The following is a 26,157-nucleotide window of genomic DNA, read 5'->3' as shown; positions in this document are numbered from 1 at the left end:
ACATAATATATCTAAATATACATTGATATTCTATATTGTCACAAATTTTACACAAATATAGACATGTCGCATTGCTTGCATCGTCTTGCGTTCAAGAATTTTCGGATGTACCTTAGCGTTCTACCATACATTCATATATCTGCGGTCATATATCGGGGGGCAAAATGAACATTTTGTCGAGGCCAGCATTTTTTGAATCGTTCCAGAAGAGATTTATATTATCCAACAAAGAAGAGGCGCCAGTCCCTGGCGTATTTGGTCGTTGGCTGGCGAGTTCGCTCCTGAGGCGCTCACCGGGGCGAGCCCGACGGCCCAGCAAGACATCAGATCTGCCGAACCTGGCGCTTGAGGCGCTTGAGGCGCGTTATCTGCTGTCGGCCGACGTCTTGCCTTTCGCAGTCGACATGAATGACCTGGCCGGGGCCGACTATTCGCTGCGCTATGACAATCTGATCCAGGCGATCCAAATCTATGACAACAAGACGGATACGCTGATCGACCAGCGCAACGTGCAGCAGGTCGACTATATCGTGGTGCGCGGCACCGCTGCCGACGACAAGCTCACCATCGACTTCGGCGAAAACTTCCTCGCGGCGCTCGACGTACGCTTCGACGGTGGTGCCGGCAACGACACGCTGGCCATGACCGGTGGCAGTTTCGACGCCGTGCGGCTCGCGACCGACACCGGCCAGTCAGGGAGCATTACCGCGCAAGCCGGCGCGTTGACCCATAGCATAGGCCTGGAGAGCGTTGGTGCGGTCGAGGATGATACAGCGGCCAGCCAGCGCATCTATGCCGACAGTTCCGGGCAGGCGCGGGTGATCCGCATCGGAAGCTCAGATGGTTCCAATGACGATCTGGCGGTGCTTGACGCTGGAACATTCAACAATCTGCTTGCCTACAGGTTCGCAGTTCCGTCGGTCTCATTGACCGTTGATGCGGGCGCGGGCGACGACAGCTTTGTGCTGCACGAAATCGACCCCGCTCTGGCTGGCAGGGTTGTGTTGAGTGGCGGCGCCGGCAGCGACGCCGTGGTCGGGCCGCCGCAGGACACCGACTGGCATCTTACTGGCGACGGTTCGGGTCATGTTGCTGGGGTGTCCTTCGTTACGGTCGAGAACCTGATCGGTTCCGCTGGCAACGAGGACACCTTTTTTGTTGGCGCGGCCGGAAGATTGAGTGGCGTCATGGCTGGCGGCGATGCCGGCTTCGACAGCATGGTTCTCGATGGCGGCACCTTCGCCTCGGTGAAGTACGTAGCCACTGGGCAGACGTCGGGCACAATCACGCGTGACGGTGTCGTGCTCCGCTATGACGGGCTCGAACCGATCATCGACAACAGTGTCGTTGCGGACCGGGTCATCACGACCAGCAATGCCGACGATGAAGCGACTCTGACCGACAATGGCGCGACGCTGACGCTGTCGTCGGATTCCTTCATTTCGACATTCGAGTCGATTACTTTCAACAAACCCAGCAACAGCCTGACCATCAATCTCGGCGACGATCTGGGCATTCCTATCTTTTCAAAGGATACCTTGACCATCGCTGCGGTGAACCTCGGTTCGGCCGCGCTCTTAATCAACGGCCAGGACGGCAAGGATGAGGTGACGATCTCCGGGACGCTGACTGCCGGCGCAGTCAACGTCAACGCCGAGAAGATCAGCGTTTCCAGCACCATAAATGCCAGTTCGGTGACCCTGACAGCAGCGGCGTCGGACGATGGAGAAATCACGGGTGGCGCGTATTTCGCGACCCCGGAGGCGATCATCGACCTGACGGGCGCCACAATCATCGTGACGGGCGCGGCTCAATTCACTGCAACCGCGACGGCCAATGTCGAAGCCGAGACTGCCGAGGTTGGGCCGCTTGCGGGTGTCATCGCGACGATCTTGCCCGAAGCACGGGTCAAGTTCAGCAGCACCGATGTGACCGCAGCCAGCCTGTCGGCGTCGAGCACCGTAACCGTCACGCTGACGGCGAAGGACGAGTCCAATGCCGGTTCCGACAACGATGAAAAGAAGGATGCGGCGGTTTCCGTCACCGTCCTGGTCAGCGACGCGATCACCGAAGTGCTCGCCGGCAGCGTGCTCAGTGTCTCGGGCGCAGTGTCGCTGACTGCGACCAGCAATTTGACGATGACCACCGAGGCCGATGGCGGTAGCGGCGGAAAGGGCGCCAGCGTTGCGGTTTCGGAAGTCAATGCGACGACCAGGGCAAATGTCTCGGGCGGCTCGACGATTGGCGCAAATGCCGGCAATACGCCGAATTCGATCACGCTCGGTGCAACGCTGACGAGCAACATTGCGACGATTGCCAAGTCGACGGCGGGCGGATCGGACCAAAGTGCAGGCGGTGACAACGAATCCGAGGAGCGTCTGAAGGACGCCAACAAGGCCGGCAATACCTCCGACAAGGCGACGACCAGCGGCGGCGATATCACCTTTGCCGGCGCGGTGACGGTGTCCGATTATCGGCCGACGACCGAAGCCTTCGTTCAGGCTTCGACCCTCACATCCGGCGGCGCGATCACGCTGACCGCGCAATCGACGGACCACGTGACGGCGACGGCAGACGGCACCAACACGAACTCTTCCGCTAACGGCGCAACCGGCATCGGCGTTGCGGTGGTGCTGAGCATCGCCGACGTCACGACGCGCAGCTATCTCGGCGGCGCCTCGTCGCTGTCGGCGAGTGCGGTGTCATTGAGCGCCACGATCGCGGCCGGCGACAGCTTCATCGCCCAGGCGACCTCCGGCGCTGGCGACGGCTCCAAGACGCAGGTGGCAGGTTCGCTAGCCATCAATATCGTGATCACCGAGGCTTCCGCCGACGTCGCGGCAAGCGCCTCGATCAATCTGAATGGCGCGGATCTGTCGCTCACCGCCAACTCCACCACCAACGTCGAGACCGATGCGGTTCCTGACGACGCGAGCGGTGCCGCGGGCGAACTCGGCATCGGTGGTTCGGTCGCCCTGACCATCGTCGACAATTCCACCTCGGCGTCGATCCGCGATAACGCGACCATCATTGCCGGCGACGCTATCACCATGACTGCGACCGGCGACCATACCGCTGCGACCACTGCGGAAGCTGGTGCGGAAGGCGGCGATGTCGGTATCGGCGGTGCGGTGGCGATTGACGTCATCGACAACGACACCGAGTCGTCCATAGGTTCCGGCAGCGAACTCGACATCACTGGCAATTTGTCGGCCAGCGCCAGCAATCATGGCGTGAGCACGACGCTGGCCGATGGGGACGCCATCGGCTCGACGGCGATCGGCGCGGCGATTGCGCTTGCCTTCGTGGACAACCGTGCGTTCTCGACATCGAACCGCAATCTTCGTTCGAACGGATCGATCAATCTGTCGGCCGCCAATGACGGTTCCAGCAAGGCGGAGTCGATCGCGAGCGCCGCTGGCGCCGAGGAAAACGAAGACGGCAACAGCAAGGCCGACGATCAGCGGGACAAGGAAGTCGATCTGGCCAACAGCAAGTCGAATGATGGCGACGGCGTCAGCAAGTCGGCCAACAGTTCAGGTGGAAGTGGCGGCGGCGATGTCAGCGTAGCAGCAGCGCTTGCTCTCAACGTCTCATCGTCAGTGGCGGTGGCGTCGATCAATGACGGGCGCACTGTTATTGCCGGCGAGGGCGCTGGCGTCGGTGAACTCAATTTGCAGGCGTCCAACAACATGGACGCGACGGCGGAAGCCGATGGCACCGCAAAGACGAGCGACGGCGGCACCGCTGTCGGTGTCGCTGTGGCGATCAACATCGCGACGATGCGCAACGAGGCGTCGATCGGGGCGGGCAGCATCATTACGGCCGACGGGGTGAAAGCCGAAGCGAAGATGAAGAACGTCGGTGGTGACGTGACGCATCGTTTCGGTGCCGAGTCGACCTCCGGTGCCAGCGGCGGCGACATCGGCGTGGCCGGCTCGTTCGCGCTGAGCTTCGCCGATACCGACACGCTTGGCGTGATTGGTCTCGACCATGCCGATCAGCCTGCAGGTGGCGCCGCGACGGTTACATTGACCGGCGGCAATGTTCTGCTGACGGCGATCAACACGACCGTAACCACAACGACGGCGACCTCCTCTGGGGCCGGAAGCGGCTCGGGCAGCGTCGGCGTCGGCGCATCGATAGCCCTCGGCATAGGCTTGAACAGCACGTTTGCTGGCGTCGAGAACGGCGAGACGGTGAGCGGGACGACCGGCAATTTCACCGTCACCGCGACATCCAATGACACGCTGACGACGACGGCCAAGGCCGGCGCCGAAGGCGCTACCGGCATCGGCGGCGCGATCGCTGTCGCCTATGTCGACAACGATACGGATGCGCACATCGGCACCGGCGGCGGCGCAGCGATCACGCTGACGGGCAATTTGGCCGCGCAAGCGTCGCACACCGGTACGGTGCACACGCTTGCCGATGGCGAAGCTGCCGGCAGCAGCGTCGGCGTTGGCGCGTCGATTGCGCTGAACATCGGCGAAGTCACCAACGACGCCCTCCTCGGCCGTAATTTCCAGAATGTCGGCACGGTGACGATCACCGCGACCTCGACACTCGACACCAAGGCAGAGTCCAAAGCGAGTTCGAAGGGCCAATCCACGAAGAAGTCTGATGGCACAACGGATAGTGCCAGCTCCGATCAGGAGACGACCAACCAGACCGAGATGGCCAAGAACCAGAGCGGCGGCACCAAGACGCCTTCGCAAAGCGGCGGCAGCAGCCTTGGCCAGGCCGATGGCAACAGCAATACGCAGACCGGCAAGGGTACGCAGGGCGGCAACGGCTCCGGTGGCACCAATGTGGCGGCGACGATCGCCGTCAACTTCCTCGATGCGGACAACCAGGCGCAGATCGCCAGCAATGTGACGATCTCTGGCACTGGCGCGATGAAGGTTGAGGCGATCAGCACGACCGACGCGCGGGCATTGGCCACGGCTACGTCCACGAACACCAGTTCCGATACCGGCGTCGCCGCCGCGGTCGGCCTCAACATCGTGCTCCTGGACAACAACGCGATGATCGGTGCAGATGCCGATCTGACCGCCGGATCGATCGAGGTCCGCGCCGCGACCGCCAATGGACAGAAGAACACGTTCCAGGCGCGCGCCCTCTCCGGCGCGGTGTCCAAGAACACCGCGGTCGGCGGCTCGGTTGGCGTCAACTACCTCGATGTCAACACGCTGGCCTCGGTCGGCGACAATGTCGATCTCGACGCCAACACCGGCAACATCGAGATCGGCGCCGTCAGTCTCAATGAAATGCAGAATCTGGCTGGCGGTGCGGCTTTGAGCACCGGCAGCGGCGGCGGCGGCGTGGGCATCGCGGTCACGGTCAATATCGTCAACGATCTTAGCACCAAGGCTGAGACAGGCATCAATCTCGACGCCGAAGCGCAGGGCGCGATCAACGTCACCTCGCATGCCGAACTGCTGCCGATCTCGGAAAACCTGCCGGTCATCGGCTCGTTGGCCGTCACCAGCTTCGCCGCCGGCATCGCCGGCGCGTCCGGCGGCTTTGCCGTCGGCGGCTCGTCCAGCGTCAACGTGATCTTCATGGAGACGCACGCCTCGGTGAACGACAACTCCGACCTCGAGGCCGGAACCGGCATCAAGATCGAGTCGACGGACCTGCTGACCGTGGTCAGCGGGGCGGGCGGCATCGGCCTGACGCTGAACGGCAATGCCGGCGTCGGCATCGGCCTCGACGTGCAGGTGATCACGCGCAACACCAGCGCCTGGATGGGCGGCGGCGCGGATCTGGATACGACCGCCGGCAACATCGTCATCAACGCCGACTCCTTCGACGACATCACTTCGATCGCGGCGACGTTCGGCGGCAGCGCCGGCGGCTCGGCCGGCGTCGCGGCGTCAGTCGGCGTGCTCTATCTCGACACCTCGACACAAGCTTTCGTCGAGGCCGGCAGCGCGCTGAACAAATCGCATCTGGGCGCCGGCGGAGATGTCTCCGTGACGGCGACCGGCGATGCGGACGTGTTCCTGCTGGCCGGCGCGGCAGCGTTCGGCCAAAGCGCCGGCATCGGCGTTTCCGGAACCGTGTTTATCCATCTCGATGACGTGAAGGCGGAGCTCTACGGCGACGCCGATGTGGTCACCGGTGGCGCAAACGGCCTCTCCGTGTCGGCGATTTCCACCGATGAGGTGCTGGTCATCGCAGCCGCCGGCGCGGCCTCCGCGCAGGCAGCGGTCGCCGGTTCGGTCGCCGTGACGGTGCTGACCGAGACAACGACGGCTCGCATCGGCGCAAACAGCAAGGTTTCCGGCCAGACGCTCGCCAACGATCCCGGCGTCTCGGTCTTTGCAAGCGACGAAACCGATATCCTGACAGTCGCAGGCTCGCTCGCGGTTTCCGCGGGCAATGCCGGCGTTGGCGCCGGCGTCAATGTGTCGACGCTGACGAAGAGAACGACTGCATCGATCGAGGCGGGCGCCGACATCGACGTCGACGGCAATGTGACGGTCGAAGCCACCGGCAACGAGGACATCGGTTCGTTCTCGGTGGCTGCGGGCGCGTCGAGCGGCGCGGGCGTCACACTGACGGCCGACGTCTTCGTGCTGGACCTGAAGACCCGCGCCTTCATTGGATCGGATCCGCTGGCGCCGATCGGCGGCCTCACGGATGTGCGGGCACGAGGCAGCGTGCTCGTCCAGGCACTCGACGAGACCGAGATGGACCTGATCGTTGGCGGCGTGGCGATTGGCGGCAGCGCCGGCGTCGGCGTCGCGGCCGGCGTTGCGGTTGTCGACAAGGTGACTGATGCCTTCATTGGCGCAGGTGCACGCGTCACCGGCGAGGGCCACGGCACGGTCGCGGCGAGAACCGGCCGCTACGAAGTCGCCTACGCGGGCAGCCAGGCGATGTCGAGCTTCGAGCCGCAGGGCGGCAACCAGCCGACCGCGGGCAGCCTGGAGGCTGGTACGCCGTCAGGCCTCACCCAGTTCAAGGACCTCGACCAGGAGGGTGGCGACGACGTCCAGCAGGATCCGGGGCTGACCCAGAACCGGGTCGCGACTGCGGCGGTCGACACCGGCTTCCGTGGCGTCGCTGTCTCGGCCTCGGCGAAGGATGATGTCGAGACTTTTGCGATTTCCGTCGGCGGCGGCGGTTCGGTCGGCGTGGCTGTCGGTGCGGCGGTCAACGTCGTCGATACCAAGACGAAAGCGTTCATCGGAGCCGATGCGCAGATCAATCAGGACATGGCCGGTCCCGGAAATGCAGGACAGTCCGTCCTGGTTGCGGCGGCAAGCGACTTCAGCCATGTCGGCGTCGGGGCCGGTGCGGCCTTCGGCGGATCGGGCGCGGGCGCGCCCGGCGTCGACGTGTCGGTGATCAAGGTCGACACTTTCGCGACGATCAATGACGGCGCGGATGTGGCGGCGAACAACGACGTTGCGGTGATCGCCACGTCCAAGGAGAAGGTCATCGTCGTCTCGGCCGGCCTTGCCTTCAGCGGCACGGTCAGCCTGGCGGGCGGCGTCTCGGTGCTGTCGTTCGACACCGAGACCTATGCCCGCGTCGGCGCCAACGCGACGATTGTCGCCGGCGGCGACGTCGCCGTCATGGCCAAGGACGATTCCGAGGTGGTGGTTGTCGCGGGTGCGGTCGCCATCGGCCTGTCGGGCGGCGGCGCCGCCGGATCGGTCGCGGTCGTCACAGTCGACAAGCTCACCGAAGCGACGATCGGCGACAATGCCAGCATCGACGCGTCCGGCAACGGCGCCGGCATCGGCGGCGTGCTTACCGGCACGATCGTCGGCGGTGGCGATCCGAGCGGCTTCGGTACGGCCGAGGCGCATGGCGTCATTGTGCAGGCCGAATCGTCGGAAGAGGTCACCAACGTTACGGTCGCCGGTGCGGGCGGCCTTTATGTCGGCCTGGCTGGCTCCGTCACCGTGACGCTGCTCAATTCGGACACCAAGGCGCTGATCGGGGTCGGCGCCGACATCAATCAGGGCGCTGCAAACTACGTCGCTCATCCAGGTACGGTGTCGGGCGCGCAGGGCGTCTATGTCAACGCGGCGAATGAGGTCCGGGTCACCTCCTTTGCGGGCGCTCTCGGCGCCGGCTTCATCGGTCTGGCCGGCGGCATCGACTTCGGCAGCATCAAGAACGACACGGTTGCCGCGATCAACGCCAACGCCATGGTGCGGGCGCACGGCGACGTGTCGGTCAGCGCGGTTGCGATCAAGGTCCTGCGCGGGTTCGCCTTCAGCGGCGGCATCGGCGTCGGCGGGCTCGGCGCGTCCGTGTCGGTCTGGTCGGTCGGCGAGGCGTTCAGCGACTCCTACCAGGACAACCAGGGTGGCAGCGGCAACGCAACGAAGGACGACGGAAGCTCCAAGACCGCCAATGACGAGGCCGGCGAACAGGCCGACGACGGCGTCGAAGGCGTCACCGGGGAATTGAGCCGCTTCGGCGGCGGCGCCAACAACAATACGGCCGACTCACGGGTCAAGGCCGGTGTTGAAGGCGCCCGTGACAAGGTCGATGCCAATGCGCTGACCTCCGGCGCACTGACCAACAAGCTGACCGCCGCCGTCACCGACGAGCGCGGCACCACCGCCTCCGTTGAAGGCGGGGCGACGGTCGAGGCGGGTCACGACATCGACGTGAACGCGCGTGAACAGATGGAAGTCGACATGCTGGTCGGCAGCCTGGGCGCCGGTCTTGTTGGCCTGGGCGCCTCGATCTCCGTCGTCAATGTGTCGGGGCAGGTGCGGGCGAAGGCCGGCGGAAGCCTCAAGGCTGGCAACGCCATCCGCGTTGAAAGCCATTTCGGCCAGGATGTCGATGTCACGACCGTCGCCCTGCAGGCCGGCTTCGTCGGCCTTGGCGCATCGGTCGCTGTGGTCAACGATACCAGCCGCATTCAGGCCGGCTTGCTCGACAACACGGTGGTCAACGGCGCGGCCAGCCTTACGGTCTCGGCGAGCAGCAACCAGACGTTTGACGTGCTGACGACCGGCATACAAGCCGGCGCGGTGGCCGTCGGCGCGTCCTACAGCGACGTCACCATCGGTGATGACGACGACAACACCAAGGAAGTCCTGGCCACGATCGGCGCGGGCAGTCAGATCGGTCAGACCGATACCGCCGGGGCCATCACGGTCCATGCGGACTCGACGATCGACGCGGATTCAGACACTTTCGCGCTTGCTGCCGGGCTCGGCGCGCTGACCTTCAATTTCGCCTTTGTCGATGTTCAGCCGAACGTAGAGGCATCGATCGGCGGCGGCGCCAACATCAACGCGACCGGCCTCCTCACGGTCGAGGCGTGGACGCTGCACGATGCGACCGGCGACATATTCGCGCTTTCGGTCGGCGCACTGGCGGCCGGCACCAGCCTGGCGACAGTCAATGTCGTCCCGACGGTGGCCGCATCGATCGGCGGCAATTCGACGATTCACGCCGGCGGCATCGTCATGCTGTCGTCGCACAATTACGATGGCGAGACGGCGACCGACCGCGGCGCGAAGGCCTATGCGGAAGCCTCCGGCGGCGGCTTGTTCAGCGGCCAGGGCTCGGTGCCGACCGCGCGGTCCAATGCGGTTGCCAACACCACGATCGGCGCTGGCGGTGCATTCACCATCACCGGTGACATCGACATCAAGTCGCGCATTCGCAACTATGCGGTCGCCAATTCCGAAGCGAATTCGTTCGGCGCGGCGGCGGTCGGTGCTTCCGTGGCTGAAGCCGAGGCCAATGGCCAGAGCAATGCCGCGATGAACGCCAACATCGTCTCGGTCACCGACATCAAGGTCGAAGCCCTCGCTGTCAATGGCGCGCTCGCCGTGGCTGAAGCCGCCGGTGGCGGCGTTCTCGGCGCACTGACGATCAACAGCGCCGTCGCAAAGGCTAGCCCATCATCGGTCAGCGCCTCGATCGGCAACAACACTTCGATCCAGTCGGCGCGCAATGTGCGGCTGAAGGCACAGGCGCAAACCGAGGGCGACGCCAAGGTTGTCGGTATTTCGATAGGCGGCATTTTCGGAGCCGGCGCTTCGGATGCGACGACCCATGTCAGCCCGACGGTTGCGAGCTCGATCGGCGCGGGCGCGGTGATCAATGCGACCGGCGATATCCTGGTCGAAGCCTCCGCGTCGCCGATCCCCGGCACGCAACCGACCTACGAGATTCTCGATGTCGACGGCACCGCCAACACGATCACCGTGAACGGGCATGGACTGGTCACCGGCGACACGGTCGAATATGATGCCGGTAGCGGCGGCAACGTCATTCCGGGCCTCAACTGGCCGGATCCGGCCGATTCGGCCGTCAACCGTCAGTACAGCGTGATCAATGTCGTCAATGCAGGCGTGACAGATCCGAACACGCTCTATTTCGGCTCCGTCTTCAACGCCGCCGACATCGATCCAGACACCGAGATCATCGAGTTCGCGGGGGGCCACAATTTCCTGAGCGGCGATGCCGTCCGCTACTATCCGGGACCGGACGAAACAGTCGACAGCTTCGGCCTGACCGAGGGCAACCTCTATTACGTGCTGGTCATCGACGGGTCACACATCAAGCTGGTGAGCACCTTCGACAAGGCGGTCAACCCACAGAACTACCTCAAGAATTTCCAGCCGGACGATGTCGCGAGCAACAGCATCACCATCTCCGGGCATGGCTTCGTCAACGGGACGGCGGTGACCTACGAGGCGCCGGACGCGCGCACCTTCGTCAGTCGCCAGGTGGATGTCAATTCGAACAGCCTCAATCCCGACGGCTCGCTGATCGCCGATAGCAGCGCCGACAACATCCGCTTCTTCGACGATGACGGAAACGCGCTGGCGCACGGCTTCGCCGAGGGCGAGCACGTCGTCTACGACGTCAAGAATGCGAGCGGCGGAACGGGCCTGGCGATTGGCGGCCTGGTCGACGGCCAGGCCTATCGTGTGCATGTCGTCAACCCCTCGACGATCCAGCTCAAGCGTAACGACGCGATCACCGAACAGGTGCAGTTCGTTCGCAATGCCGCTGGCGACCGTATCATCCGCACTGACGGCCTCAACTGGGCCGACAACGGCTTTGCAGCCGGCACGCTGTTCATCGGCGGCGGTGTCGTCAATTCCGGCACGTTCACGATCGCCAGTGTATCGGGTAGCACGCTGATCCTTACCGTCGCGAACAGCGTCACCGAAGACACGCTGACGAGGACCTTCGATCAGCCGATCATCGCGCTGAACCCGAACAAGGGCCTCAGCGCCGATCCGGCCCTCAATGTCGGCGCCAGTGATACGCATTCGCTGGTCAACGCCAAGAATCTGCCGATCGGCGGGTTGGAAGACGGCAAGACCTATTATGTGCGCGGCGTCAGCGGAGCAGGCGACGACACGTTCGAACTGTGGAATGCGCCGAGCGGCGGCAGTCAGATAGTCCTGACGCCAACGGGCCTGGCCGGGCCATACGGCAATCACAGCCTTACGGCACTCGCGATCGACATCTCCGACGATGTCGACAGCGAGCAGCAGTTGCGCATCGACATCGGCGACGGCGCCACCTCGGCGGCGCCGGGCCAGTTCCTGTTCGGTCCGGGCGAGGTTCCGCTCAGCGAAATTGCTCCGCAATCGGGCGACGGGATATCCTCCGCCTACGCCAAGGGGTCCGGCGGCGGCTTCGTCGGCGTGCAGATCAACGACGCCGACATCATCAGCAATCCGAACGTCTCGGCGACGATTTCCGCGACACAGATCACCACGGTGGGCGACGTCACCGTCAGCACATCGGCGACGACCAACACATCGTCCTACGCGGTCAATGGCACCGGCGGCTTCGTCGCCATCGGCGACGCCGATGCGCGGAGCTTCCAGGACATAACAAGCGCGGCAACGATCAGCGACAATACGCGCATCGTCGCGGGCAAGAACTTCACGCTGGCGTCGGCGAGCAGCGCCATCACTAGCGCGTCGTCGCAGTCGAGCGCCGGCGGCGCGGTCGGCCTGGCCGATCCGGTCACCGACGTGCGGATCGAGTACAATACGACGTCCACCATCGGCTCCAACGCCATCGTGCTGGCCGGGCAACTGGCCAAGGGCACGGCGAACGCCTCCGTCGATGTGACGGCCAAATCGACTGCCTCCGGCGTCGGCTTCGGCGGCGACGGCGACGCTATCACGCACGTCAATATTGGCTCCCCGGACGCCGATCCGGATGCTGATCAGGCCGACGCGATCGTCTCGCTGGCGGCCAACGCCGTGCTCAGCGCGCGGCGTACCTCGCTTGCGGCGCGGGTCGACAACTTCCATGTCTTCTCCGGCAGCGACGGGCGCGGCGCCGGTTTCTATGGCGAAGGCGAGGCCGAAAGCACGATCACGGCACGGCCGGATGCACAGGTGCGGATCAACGCGGGCGCCGACCTGACGGGTTGGGAAGGCGTTGACCTCATCACCCGCTACGACAATGTCGACACGCATACGAAATCCTATGCCCGGTCGACGGGCCTGTTCGGCTTCGTCGATTCCGATGCGCATAACGACACCGACGCCTCGTCCGAGATTTTCGGTGCGGCAGGCGCATTGGTGACAGCCGGTCCGCGCGACAACAACGATGTCGTGCTCGGACATCCGGATTATCCGCAGGAACCTGGAAGCTCGGCCGAGCACTTGGCCTTGTTTGCCTCGACCGTGAACGGCTCGATCTCGCAGACAGATAACGCCGATCACAGCAAGCGCTCGCTCGCCGCCGGCGGATCGAGCGGCAGCAGCCCGGATGACAGGCCGCAATCGATCAATTTCAATTCTGACGTGCTGATTCTTTCCGGCCGTTCACCCGAACTGGTCATCAAGCAACTGGTCGTCGGCGCCGACGGCGAGATCGACGTCGCGGTCGAAGTGTCGGTCAACGACACCGCGGGCGGCGGCAGCGCCACCGAAGGCGAAGGCAGCACGATCCAAAGCAACGACATTGTCGTCAACGACATCGTCAATCCGGGTCCTGGCGACGTGGTTTTCGATTCGAACTCGATGACCGGCGCAGGCGGCACCTGGACGTTCCGCGACACGTTGCAGCGCGTGTCGATCCGCAACGAGTCCGACAAGGACATCATTATCAACAATATCGATGTCGTCACCGACGAGCAGCCGCTGGCATGGCTCAATCCGTCGCAGAGTGTGACACTGACCTTCAACGTGGTGCGCGAAGTCGCGCCGACGCTGATCGAGATCACCGACACCGGCGGCCGTTCCGACATCTACATCAATGGCACGATCGAGAACCCGATCGGCACGACGTCGATCGTCAACACAGACGGATCGGTGTTCGCCACCAACGATCGCGGCGTCACGGGCAGTGATGGCCGCCAGTCGCTGATTCGCACCCACATCCTCAACATTCGCGCCGACGAAAACATCGGCTCCACCGGGGCGCGAGTGAACATCGACATCGTCGACAGCGCCGGCCTGCCGCTCGGCATAGGCTTCGACACCGGCCGTGTCGCTGACTTGACAAACCAGATCTTCCTCGGCGTCGAGAACCGTTTCTATACCGGTCAGCTGGTGCGCTACGATGCCGTGACGACAACCATCGGCGGGCTCACCGACGGCGGCTACTACTACATCATCGCTTCGCCCGACGGGCAGAGCGTCAAGCTGGCGACCACGTTGGCAAACGCCCTGGCCGGCACAGCCATCGACCTGGCACCGGCGGGCGCGCTGACCGATCTGCACAGCCTGATTTCAGCTGAAACCTTCACCGCTGACGCGCTCGGCAACATCAGCCTCGACCTCAAGGCGCTGCTGCGCGAGGCGCCGGCCGGTGGCTTCTACGTCGTCGAGATCGACCGGATCAAGGCCGGCAATACGGCGGACGTACTGCTGCAAGCCAGCATTGAACAGTTCGGCGACGGTCAGTCCGGCGGCCTGCTGGTCAAGGCGCCTGCGCTGCCTGCAGGCGGACAGACCTACTACAATTTCTTCCGGCCGGATGCCGGAGCGATCCCGTCGCTGAGCCGTGGCGTCTTCGCCACCGGCAACACGGAAATCGCGTCGACCTATGATTTCCGGGGCCTCGACCCAGCAACTGGCCTGCGCACTCTGCCCGGGCTGCAAGCAGGCTCGGTCGTTGCCGGCGGCGACATCATCGTCGCGGCAGCCAATCCCGCGCCGACGGCGACCACCGTCAACGTACTTGGCATCACCGAGATCGCCGGCAATGGCGACATCGACGTGCTGACCAATGGCTACATCGCGCTGACGGAAAAGACCGGTGACATGCGCGTCGAGCGCATTCGCTCCAACGCCTCCGATGTGCTGTTGTATTCACCGCGGCGCATTCTTGATGCGCGTGATGACAACGGCGACCCGACCTTGATCGAGGCCGATGTCTCCGGCCGCAACATCACCATGGCCGCTGGCGTGGGGCTGTTTAATCCGACCCATTTCCAGGTCGCCGCCCAGGTGCTCAACCCGACACTGCTCGACATCAATTCGCCCCTGGGCGGCATTGGTGAACCGGGCAATTTCCTCGAGATCAACGTCGACAACCGCAATGGCGTCGGCGGGCTTGGTGTACTGCGCGCCTTCGACATCAGCGCGGATTCGACGCTCGGCATCTTCCTCGACGAAGTCGTCGGCGACATGCATGTTCATACCGTCCACACGATCGGTGATGTGTCGCTGAGGACCGTTGCCGGCTCGATCCTGGATTCACGCAACAACGGCGCGGGCGACGACTTGGCCGACGTGATGGGTCAGTCCATCGACCTCGACGCCAACGGCAACGGCTCCATCGGCGCCTTTACCAACGACCTCGAGATCGATTCATCGCGCGGTTCGAGCGATGACGACGTCGCACTTGAAGCCGGCAACAACATCTATCTGGCCGAAGCGCCGGAGGTTCCCGGCGGCACCGCCGGCAATCTGCGACTGGTGCTGGCGCACACCTATGATGGCGATATCCGCATCACGGTGCGCGAGACCTCGGTTCAGGGCGAGAACCTCGACCTGCTGCATAGCGGCAGCGCCCGCTTCGGCGAAGACGGCGCCACCTTCCCGACCTTCCAGCCCGATGCGTTGCGTGCGATCACACATGGCCAGATCTTCGCCGAAAAGGGTTCCGTGCTGCTGCGCGTCGGCGACAACGTGACGCTCGACTCCAACAGCGAAACGCTGGCGGCCGAGAATATCGACATCTATGGCGACGTGTCGGCGACCGATGAAGTCATCCATGCGCTCGTCAATCTGGATGTCGCTTTCGGCACCGTGATGGTGCTGCGTGGCCGCATCATCGCCAACGCAACCGTGGCGCCAGGTAACAAGACGATCGGCGCGCCGGTCGGCTCGGCAACGCCGACATTGACAGCGGACCCGGTTACCGGACCGACCGTGCTGACCCGAATCTTCGGCAACACGGATGTCGACACGATCCAGTTTGGCGACACGTCGGGCGCTGGCGGCACCAACACGCAGGGCAGCCCCGGCTACGTCTTCCTCGGCTCGAAGACGCGCGCCTATGGCAGCCAGAACCTCGATGTGAACAACGTCGATGGCGAAGACCGCTTCCGCGTCTACTACCTCCAGGATACCGCGACGCGAACTTCTCCGAATATGCAGACCGCGGCCGAGCACACGCTCACGCTGGACGGCGTGTCGGGCACCGATGTCTATGAGATCTACACCCTTGGCTCCAACAATCCGGGGCAGGGCACTGCTGGCACCGACTTCCAGCGCAATTACGTCATCAACATCCTCGACAGCGGGCGCTCCATCGACGGTGTCGATGAACTGACTATCTTCGGGTACAATTCGTCGCAGAATGGTCTGGTCGGCGGCAACAAGCCGATCGACGACATCTTCCTGCTGCGCGGCGCCAACTATCTGCCGCACGAATCCGCCGACCGTCCGGCCTACGTCGCCATGGTCTACGGACAGCCGAAGACCTATGCCGACACGATCGAGGACAATGAGCCCTCGAACGAAGTCGCGCGCGTCAATTACGACACCGCGCTGAATGGCCGGATCACCATCGAGGGGCAGGGTGGCAACGACAATTTCTACTCCGACGACACCTCGGCGATCGTTTCGCTGCAAGGCGGCGCCGGCGACGACTCCTTCAACATCGGCCAGATTTTCGGCACCAAGCGCACCGGCGATCCGGAAGACGGCGTCACGCCGTTCTTCGGCGGCGCCCTGCTCGACCAGGACGTGTTCCCCGACATGGTGGCCACGACGCGCGGCTGGCTGAGCCCCGGCATCAGTGCGCCGATGGTCGCGCAGGGCGGCACCGGCAACGACGAATTCCGGGTCTATGCCAACCAGGCCGAGCTGCGGCTCGAGGGCGACGACAACAACGACCTGTTCATCGTCCGCGCATTCGCCATTGCGGCGGTCGCCAACCAGGACTGGAACGGTGACGGCACGATCGATCAGGACGACCTGCCGGCGGTTACGCTCGACACCAATGGCGACGGCGTGATCAATTTCGCCGACGCCGACTCGACGCCGGACGACTACACCGACGACGTCATCGTGCTGGACGAGTTCGGCGTCGCCAAGCCGATCATCGGGCTCGGCTTCTCGGTCGCGCGTGCGCCCGATATCCGCGCCGGCGGCGGCGAGGACGAAGTGCAATACAACGTCAACGCGCCGGTCTCGGTCGATGGCGGCACCGGCTTTGACAAGTTGGTCATCCTCGGGACGGAATTCGCCGACGATTTCGCTATCACCGAAAAGGGCATCTTCGGCGCCGGCCTCAATGTCCGCTACACCACGATCGAAGTGGTCGAGGTTGACGGACTTGAAGGCGACGACGAATTCTTCGTTCAATCGACGGCTTTCGGCGTGGCCTATCGCGTTATCGGCGGTCTGGGCTCCGACACGATCAATGTCGCGGGCGACGTCACGGAAGACATCATCACGCGCGAACTCGAAGGCGCGTCCGGTGCCGTTGACCACCTCGTCACCTCCGGCGATCCACTCTACGATGGCGTCTTGGTCGACGGCTTCGACTATCACGTGGCCGGCCCCGAAGAGGGCATCATCCGCATCGACGAAACGGACGGCTTCACAGCCGTTCGCGAAGGCGGACCGCGCAATGTCGACAGTTACACCGTCAGGCTGGCGGTCGCGCCGCTGGCCGGCCAGATCGTCTATGTGACGATCGCGGCGGCACGTTCGCCACAGCAGGAAGAAGACGGCACCCTCATCAATCCGGCACCGCTGCCGAATGGCATCGGCGACACAATCTGGCTTTCGACGCTGGATCCCGGCGCCGTCGGAACCGACGGCGAATTCCAGCATGTCATCATGATCAACGGCGTTCCGACGATCATCAACGACCGTTCGATCGTGCTGGCCTTCGATAGCACCAACTGGGACACGGCGCAGAACGTGTACATCTACGCGCCCGACGATGTGCGCGCCGAGGGCGATCGGGTGGTCGTCGTTCAGCACAGCGTCATCTCCGACACCAGCGGTGTCGCACCCGCAGTGCTGGCGGCTGGCTATCCGGACGGCGATCCCTTCGACGCGGCGGACGTGCGCAACGTCGAGGTCGACTTGCGTGACAACGACACGCCCGGAATCTATGTCACCGAAGTGGCACCCGGCACGAACACCGAAGATCGCCGCTCGCTGGTCATCGAGGGCAATGCCACGACCAAGCTGAATGACGAACTTCTGGTACAGCTCGCCAAGGCGCCCGAAGCGGGCGACACGATCGTCGTCAAGTTGTTCGTCAACGAATTCAGCGACGAGAACATCATGATCTACGACGTCGACGATCCGAACGATCTCGACGGCCGCATGTTCAAGGGTGCCGACGGCTACTGGCGCATTACTTTCGACAGCGGAAACTGGGACGATGCGGTGCGCGTCGGCATCGAAGCGCGCGACGACATCCCGCGCGAGGACCCGCACACGGCGGCGATCTTCTTCCAGCTCGACCAGGCGCTGACAGTCGACGCCGACCACGACTACGTGTTCCCGAACTTGCGCTCAGGCCCAGGCTATGTCGACATCGACGTGATCGACAATGACAGCGCCGGCGCGGTCGTGCTGGAGAGTGAAGGCAATACGCTGCTCAACGGCGATGGATCGGACACCGACGACTATACGATCCGCCTGACCAAGGCGCCGTCGACCGGCGTGCGCGTCGCGGTACTTACCGACGGTCTGGCGGATGTCGTCAGCGTCAACGGCATCGCGGTCACGCCCGGCTCCGGGTACGACATCATTGGCGGCCTCAGGCCAACGCAGATATTCGACGGCAATCTTGTCTTCGCCAACGATGGTGGTCTGGGCAAGGTCACGCGGGGCGTTGGCGCCGATCTCGGCAGCTTCGTCGATGAAGGGTTCTTCGTCGGCCAGCAGATACGCATCGGCAATGCCGGCGCAGACAGCGGCGATTATTTCATTACCTCGATCGATGCGGACGGAAAGTTCTTCAAGGTCGACAAGCTGTTCGCCGCAACGGGCGCGCAGGCCGACGTCATCCTGTCCGATCTGGCGCGGGACGGCGAGTACACCGGCGACATCCGCTTCGAGCAGGTCACGGAAGAAGGTGTTCCGACCTACCGGATCACCATCGACGGACTTGGCGACGAGGACGATGGCTGGCTGGCATTTGGCTTCCTCGAGGGGCAGTGGATCCGCCTGTTCGACTCGGCCGACAATCTGATCGGCGACTTCAAGATCGCGATCATCCGCGGCGACAACGACACCAAGGACACCACCATCCAGATCACCGGCACCAATGTGGCGCAGATCCTGCCGCATCTCGGCGATACGCTGAGCGACGTGCGCGTGGTTCGCACGGCGGCCGTGGCTGTGTTCACTCCGGCCAACTACTACCAGCAGCAGACGGTCGAACTGCGCGCCGACACCGAATACGAAGTGCCGATCAACCGCGAAGGCGTCAAGGTCTTCCCGGTTTCCGGCCATTATCTGTCCAAGCTGCGCGGACCGCTGGCTGTCGAGGGCGGCGTCACCGGCGCCGACCGTTCGCTCGAGAACGGTCTCAAGCTGCCAGGCGAAGCCGACGACTTCCTGATCGCGATCGGTCAGCAGCCGCCGGAATCGCAGCAGATCGACGTGCTGAACATCTTCAACGACACCAGCAAGGAAGATGTCGACGGCGTGTTGACCGAGACCACGCTCACCGGCTTCAACATGGCTGACGATCTAAGCCTGGGGCTTGGCGTGACTGGCGATCCGACCTTCGGTGAATCCGGCTTCTTCCCGGGCGGCATCAGCTTCGGACGCATCAGCGTCGACTCGAACGGCGATTTCGGCACCGACGACACCAAGAGCACCATTGAGGTGGTCAACCTGATGCTCGGTGAAGGCAACGACAAGCTCGTCATCGAGGGTACGCTCAATCCTGCGCCGCCGGTGCAGGTGACGAACACGTTTGACGTAACGCCATCCGGCGTCAATGGCGGCACCATCGTACGCACCGGCTTCGACTGGAAAGCGATGGGCTTCCTTGTCGGCCAGACGGTGAAGATCGATAATCTGCCGGGCGTCTGGACGATCGTCGCCATCAATGATGCGCTGATCAATCCGGCCAATCCGGCCGAAGGCGCGGATCCGAATGACAACTCGATCCTGGTTCTGAGCGGACCGACGCTCGCCGGTGTTGCAGATGGGCTGCACACGATCACCGCTTTCGACAAGGATGTGATCACGCCGAACAAGTCGGTGGATGTGGCCAGCACGACGGCGGGCGGTGTCATTACGCGCACCGACGGCGGCAACTGGGCCGGCTTTGCGGTCGGAGACTTCATTTCGATCGACGAGGATTTTGCGCAGGGCGAGTATCAGATCGTGGCGATCGTCGGCGCGGTCATGCACGTCATCGGCGGACAACTCGCGCCGGTCTCGGAAGCGCCGCGCACCATCAATCGCATCGACCCGGTGACCAACGCCGTGCTGCAGACCGTGGTGGCCGAAGTCGATGTCGACCCGACTTACACCGGCGGCATCGTCACGCGCCAAGACGGCGTCAAATGGGCCGATGAAGGCTATCTCGCCGGACATCTGGTGACGATGGTCGATGCCAACGGCAAGCGCGACTTCCGCATCATCGAGATATCGGAAGACGGCTTCTCGCTGACGCTCGAAGGCGCGCCGCTCGCGACGCAAAACGACGCGGTGAAGAGCTTCTACGTGCAAGGCCAGCATGGCGGGCTGACGCTCGTTCATGGTGGCGGCAACATGCATGTGGAAAGCACCGGCCCGATGAACATCGCCGCCGGTACCGGTGGACAGATCGTCATCACCCGTCAGGATGGCCGCGACTGGTCGGAGGACCGCTATCAGGTTGGCCAGGTGATCCAGCTTGCGGGCGAAACCTATACGCGCACCATTCTGGCGATCGCCGACGCGACGCTGCCGGCGCCGGCCAACTCCGCGCTGACATGGGGTGACGGCAGCGTGCTGGTGCTGAGCGCACCGAACACACGCGCCGGCCAGCCGGCCGGTACAGTGCTCGCCCCCGACGCGTTCAACAGCTATGCGGAGCGTTCACTACACGTCGCAGAGCCGCGCATCATCACCGGGACGGCGACCGTCAACATCGCCACCAACAGCCTGACACGCAGCGCCGGCAGCTGGCTGGCGGATGGCTTCCATGTGGGCCAGAAGGTGCAGCTGAGCGGATTTTCCGGCACGTTCACCATCCAGGCGCTCAATGCGACCGTGATGACGCTGCAGAGCGTTGCGCTGACGCCGAAAGCCGGTGTTGCGATGACCGTTTCCGGCATCGACGTGACGCTGGACGGCGGTGCGCGCATCGGCGGCGACCATATTGTCGTCACCGGCGGCGCCGGGCCGAACTCGCCACTGGTCATCTATGGCGACACCGGCCAGGACGGCATCTGGTATTCCGGCCAGGCGCACAATGTCTTGGGTATGGAATTCGGCGAGAAGCCGTTCGATCCGTTCCCGGAACTTCAGGACGGCGAGAATGAGGATGACGAGTGGGTGTTCCCGCTCGCCAACCGCTACAAGTTCGCCGGCAACGACATCATCGACGCCAGCGCCTTGTTCGCCGGCACGCCGTCGGCAAACCTGCCGAGCGTCGGCCTGACGATCTATGGCGGCGCGGGCAACGACACAATCTACGGCAGCCAGGCTGGCGATCATCTTGCAGGTGGTTCCGGCGACGACCTGATCATCGGCAACCGCGGCGCCGATCACATCTATGGCGATAGCGGCATCAACGTGAACATCTTCACGCGCCAGCTGTTCATTGACACGGTCGATAACAGCCCGTTGCCTTCGGCCAATCCGGATGCCGACACCAACGGCACGACGATCAAGCCGGTCAAGTCGTCAGTTCGCGACCTGATGAATGCGGGCGACGACCTGATCTTCGGCGATGGCGCTTCGCATCTCGGCTATGGGCCGAGTTCGATCGCGGCCACCGGCGTGCTGGGCGACTTCGACGACATCATCTTCGCCGATCACGGCGTGATCGAAATGTTCGTCGACGATCCGAACTTGCCGTCGGTTTTGAAGCAGCGCATCCAGACGACCGAGCTGGTGTTGGTCACCGGCATCAAATCGGCCGAACTGCAGAATGGCGGCGACGACGTGGTGTTCGGCGGCCTCGACCGCGACGTCATCGTCGGCGGCGCCGGGCATGATCTGCTCGATGGCGACCAGCAGGACGATCGCGTCTTTGGCGACAACGTCTACATGTCGCGCCAGGGCGGCGCTGACGGCAATCTGTTGGATGATACGTTCAGCCTGCGCTTCCAGACGCTGGCCGGGACGTTGATGTACAGCCGTACCGACCGACCGATGCCGGCCGGCCTCGGCACGGTCAATGCCGACAACAGCGGCTTGCTGCTGGTCGACAGCATCGCTCGGCGGTATCGCGATCCGGACGGTGCTCCGTGGTGGAGCGAGTATTCGGTCAACTACGCGGCGCTGCACACCTTCGCCTTCGACGAGGGCACGGTCGGCGTCGGCAGCTTCGGCAACGACTACATCGCCGGTAGCGAAGGCCATGACGAACTGTTCGGTCAGCTCGGCCATGACGTGGTGCAGGGCGACGGCGGCATCGAGCTTGCCTTTTCCGGTACCTCGCATGTCGGCGCATCGCGTACATCCGGCGGCGTCACCGATCCGATCGGTCCGCTCACGGTGATCGCCTCCTTCACGGCGGCGACTGACGGCCAGGACTATATCGAAGGCGGTGGCGGCGACGACCAGATATTCGGCGGCCTCGGCCAGGATGATCTGATCGGTGGTTCCTCGTCCTTCTTCAGCCTCACTGATCCGAATGCGCGGTCTGACGGAGACGACTACATTTTCGGCGGCGCCGGCATCGAGATCGACCGCAATGACGACAATTTGCCCAATGACGGCACGCTGGCCAATTCGCGGTTTGCTCGCGATGCCGACTCCATGATCGGCGACAACGGCAACATCGTGCGGATCGTCGGCGTCAATCACACTGACATCAATCCGAACGGCACGGCCGGGCAACAGCTCTATGTCCAGTTCAACTACGACGTGAACGACCCGGCGCGCGCCGGTGGCGAACGCCTCGTCGTGCGCGGCATCCATCTGCTCGACTACACGCCGGGCGGCCCGGACTTCAGTCCGGACCTGTTCTCCAGAACCAATCCGAACGATCCTGCCTATCGCAGCGAGTTCGGCATTTGGGCCAAGCAGGACATCGGTGGCCACGACGAGTTCCATGGCGAGACCGGTGACGACACTGCCTATGGCGGCGGCGGCCATGACCGGATGTTCGGCGATGCCGAGAACGACGATTTGATCGGCGGCTGGGGCAATGACTGGATCTCCGGTGGTACCGGCGAGGACGGCATCCTGGGTGACGACGGCCGCATCTTCACCAGCCGCAACAGTGCGACCTATGGCGAAAGCCTGTTCGGCGTGCTGCCACTGCTGGCGACCGATCCGGATACGCGCACCAGCCAGGGCGATGTGCTCAACGAGTTCATCTACACGCCCGGACAGGTGCAGACCGAGACGATCAATGTCGGCGGCAAGATGAAGAAGGCGGTCGACCTGACACCTTACAATCTGACGCCGAATGCGCAGGGCGGTGACGATCCGCTGTTCGACGCCAACGTCGTCGACGATATCATTTTCGGCGGCCTGGGTGACGACTTCATCCATGGCGGTTCCGGCGACGATGCGGTCGGCGGCGGCGAAGCTCTGCCAGATTCCTACACGCAGCGCTTCGATGCGGCGGGCAATGTCGTGGGCATCGTGCGCACCGACTTCTCGCGGCCGTGGAATCCAGGCGACGTACTGAAGTTTGGTCCTGACAGCGATCCGTGGAACGCACCGAAGCCGGTGCAGAGCCGGCTCGGCGAGTTCTTCCTGTATGACGAGTACGATCCGCGCCGGACAATCATGTTCAACGCCGACGGTTCGGTATGGAAGACAGGCGCGCCGCCCATCACGCGCCAGTATTTCCTCAACCTCGTCGATAATGAAGGACCGCTGGTCAACGGTGCGATCGCCTTTGCGCCGAACGGCACGCCGACGGCGTTTGCGGAGCGCAACACCGACGGCAACGATGCGGTCTTTGGTGACCTGGGCAATGACTGGATCGTTGGCGGAACCGGCCGCGACCACATCTATGGCGGCTGGGGCAACGACCTCATGAACGCCGACGATGTACGCTCGACCAATAACTGGCTGAACGACCAGCCAGAGACGCATCCAATGTATGAGGATCGCGTTTTCGGCGGGGCCGGGCTCGACATCCTGATCGGCAACACCGGTGGCGACCGCCTGATCGATTGGGTCGGGGAGTTCAATACCTACCTGGTGCCGTTCGCACCGTTCGGTATCGCGACGGTAAGCCGCCAGGTGCCGCCGCAACTGTTCGACTTCCTCTATGCGCAGGCATTCAGCGACGGCGTCGACATCACCCGCACCGCTGACACCGGCAGCATCAACGGGGACGACAAGTACAGCCACGTTCATATGTTCATGGGCGGCGTGGAAGGTGAAATCGGCCTGATCACCCAGAAGGACCATGGCTTCTGGCAGGATCAGACCGGCGGTCCGACGGATCCCCAGGCGGGCAACATCCCAGGCGGCAAGCGAGACGTGTTGCGCACGGCTGACTTCAACGATGGCAATGCCAAGGTCGTGGCGGTTGACGAGGGCAATTTCGCTGTCACCAGCGGCAAGCTCACCGTTCAGTCGGCAAGCACCTGGGACCAGGCAGCCGCGGTTCTCTATCTCGACGCCTATACGCCGATCTACTACGAGATCGCGGCGACCTTGACGACCGACAAGCCGACGGGCGGCTGGAAAGCCAACTCCTACATCATCTTCGACTATCATTCGCCGACGGATTTCAAATATGCCGGCATCAATATCTCGAACGACCAGATCGAGATGGGCTACCGCGACGCCAGCGGCTGGCATCAGTCGGTCAAGTCCAACAAGCCGGTGCAGCTCAAGGCGAACCAGGCTTACGATGTTCTGCTCGCAGTCAATGGCACGACCGTCACTTTGACGGTGGCCGGCGTGAACTGGTTCAGCTACACCTTCGCGCCGCGCATCGTCGACGGCCAGCCGGTGGCGCTGAACAAGGGCCTCGTCGGTGTAGGCAACAGTGGCTCGAAGGGTACGGTGGACAACTTCCGTGTCCAGGTCTTGCCGCCACAGATCACGCTCGACTACGCAGCCGAGTTCGACGCGCCACCGACCTATCCGATGTCGAAGACCGCAGCTCAAGGCTGGACGCTCTCGGGCGGCAGGCTTAATGCAGCGGCCGGCGCCGGCACCAACCTGCTGGATGTCGGCCCGGCGATCGGGACGGACGCCTATCTGGAACTGACGGCCAAGTTGAAGACCGCCGGGACCGGTGGCATCGTCTTCGATTACTACGGCGCCAATGACTACAAGTTCGTCACGCTGGATGTGGCCGCCCAGAAGGTTTTGGTCGGACACGTGACGTCGAAAGGCGGCACGGCGATCGATCAGGGCTTCGTGCGCACGCTCAGTTCAACGACGGACTATGAAGTCCAGTTGACCATACGAGGCGCTGCCCTCTCGATCACCATCAACGGTGCATTCGTCGGCAGCTATGGCTTCAACGCAGCCATTGCCGATGGCGAGTTCGGCCTGGTGACAGGCAGTGCAGGGGCGTCCTTCGACCGGCTGCAGATCCGCACCAACGCCTCGGCGTTCAGCACCAGCTCCAATCAGCTGGCACTCGCTTCGCTTGGCCAGACGGGAGACACGGCAACGGCGATCGGCATCGATCAGACCAGGGCGATGCTGGCGCAGGCGATGGCGATCTGGTCGGCCAGCGGCCAACTCGACGCGACGCAGCTTGCCAAGCTGTCGAGCCTGGATGTGCAGATCGTCGATCTGCCTGGCTCGGCGCTGGCACAGTCGGTGTTCGCTGCGGTGCTGATCGATCGCAACGCGGCCGGACATGGCTGGTTCGTTGACCTGTCACCTCTCGACAGCAGCGAGTTCCAGCTCGATGCCTCCGGCCGCCTGACGGCGTTGCCGGGCGGCCCGGCCGATGGACGGATGGATCTGCTGTCGGTGCTGATCCACGAAATCGGCCATCAGGCAGGCTTCGATCACGATGAGGACGAAGCAAGCGTGATGTCGGCTGAGTTGGCCGTCGGCGAGCGCCGGCTGCCTGAGGCCGGATCCGCTGGTCAGGTGGCTGAAACGCAGCTCTTCCATGAAGGCCTGGGCGTCTTTGTCGGCGCGCAGGAGCATGGATTGCTGCAGAGCGCCGGCATTGCCCCGGCTGAAGCGGTCGGCGACGTCACGACGATATCGACCGCAAGCGCTTCCGCCGATGCGGCGGCGGTGGCGAAATCCGACTCGGAGGCTGATGCCAGCGCGAAAACTGGCGATATCGTGCTGACAGGGGCAACTTCCGGCTTGCAGCCAAGTGGCCATCTCAACTGGGTGTTTGACGAAGCCAGCGGAACCTTTGTTGCCGCACAGGGTCGGCAGCAGGAGGGTGCGCATGATGCAGCGCCTGATGCGGACCAGGACGATGGCGACACAGCTTCGGACGACGTCAATGGCCTCGCTGAATGGAGCAACCGCAAGGGTCTGCTGTCGCGCCTGTCCAGTCTGTTTGGAGTACGATGAGACAATGATGGCGGCGCAGTTCCCACATTTCGCGAACTGCGTCCGCCGCTTCGAAACGGGTGTC

General features: G+C 63.6%; 1 protein-coding gene. It reads left to right on the top strand.

Going from position 1 to position 26,157, the window contains the following annotated elements; all coding sequences use genetic code 11:
- Nucleotides 1-164 precede the first annotated feature (164 nt).
- The gene (locus A6B35_RS25245; protein WP_081482299.1) at nt 165-26,093 is read left to right on the top strand and encodes a matrixin family metalloprotease; all 25,929 of its coding nucleotides are present in this window, start codon (nt 165-167) and stop codon (nt 26,091-26,093) included.
- Nucleotides 26,094-26,157: the final 64 nt, after the last annotated feature.

The organism is Mesorhizobium amorphae CCNWGS0123 (assembly GCF_001686985.1).
Classification (GTDB): domain Bacteria; phylum Pseudomonadota; class Alphaproteobacteria; order Rhizobiales; family Rhizobiaceae; genus Mesorhizobium; species Mesorhizobium amorphae.
The sequence above is the reverse complement of the archived record's forward strand: the minus strand, read 5'-3'. Positions and strand labels throughout refer to the sequence as shown.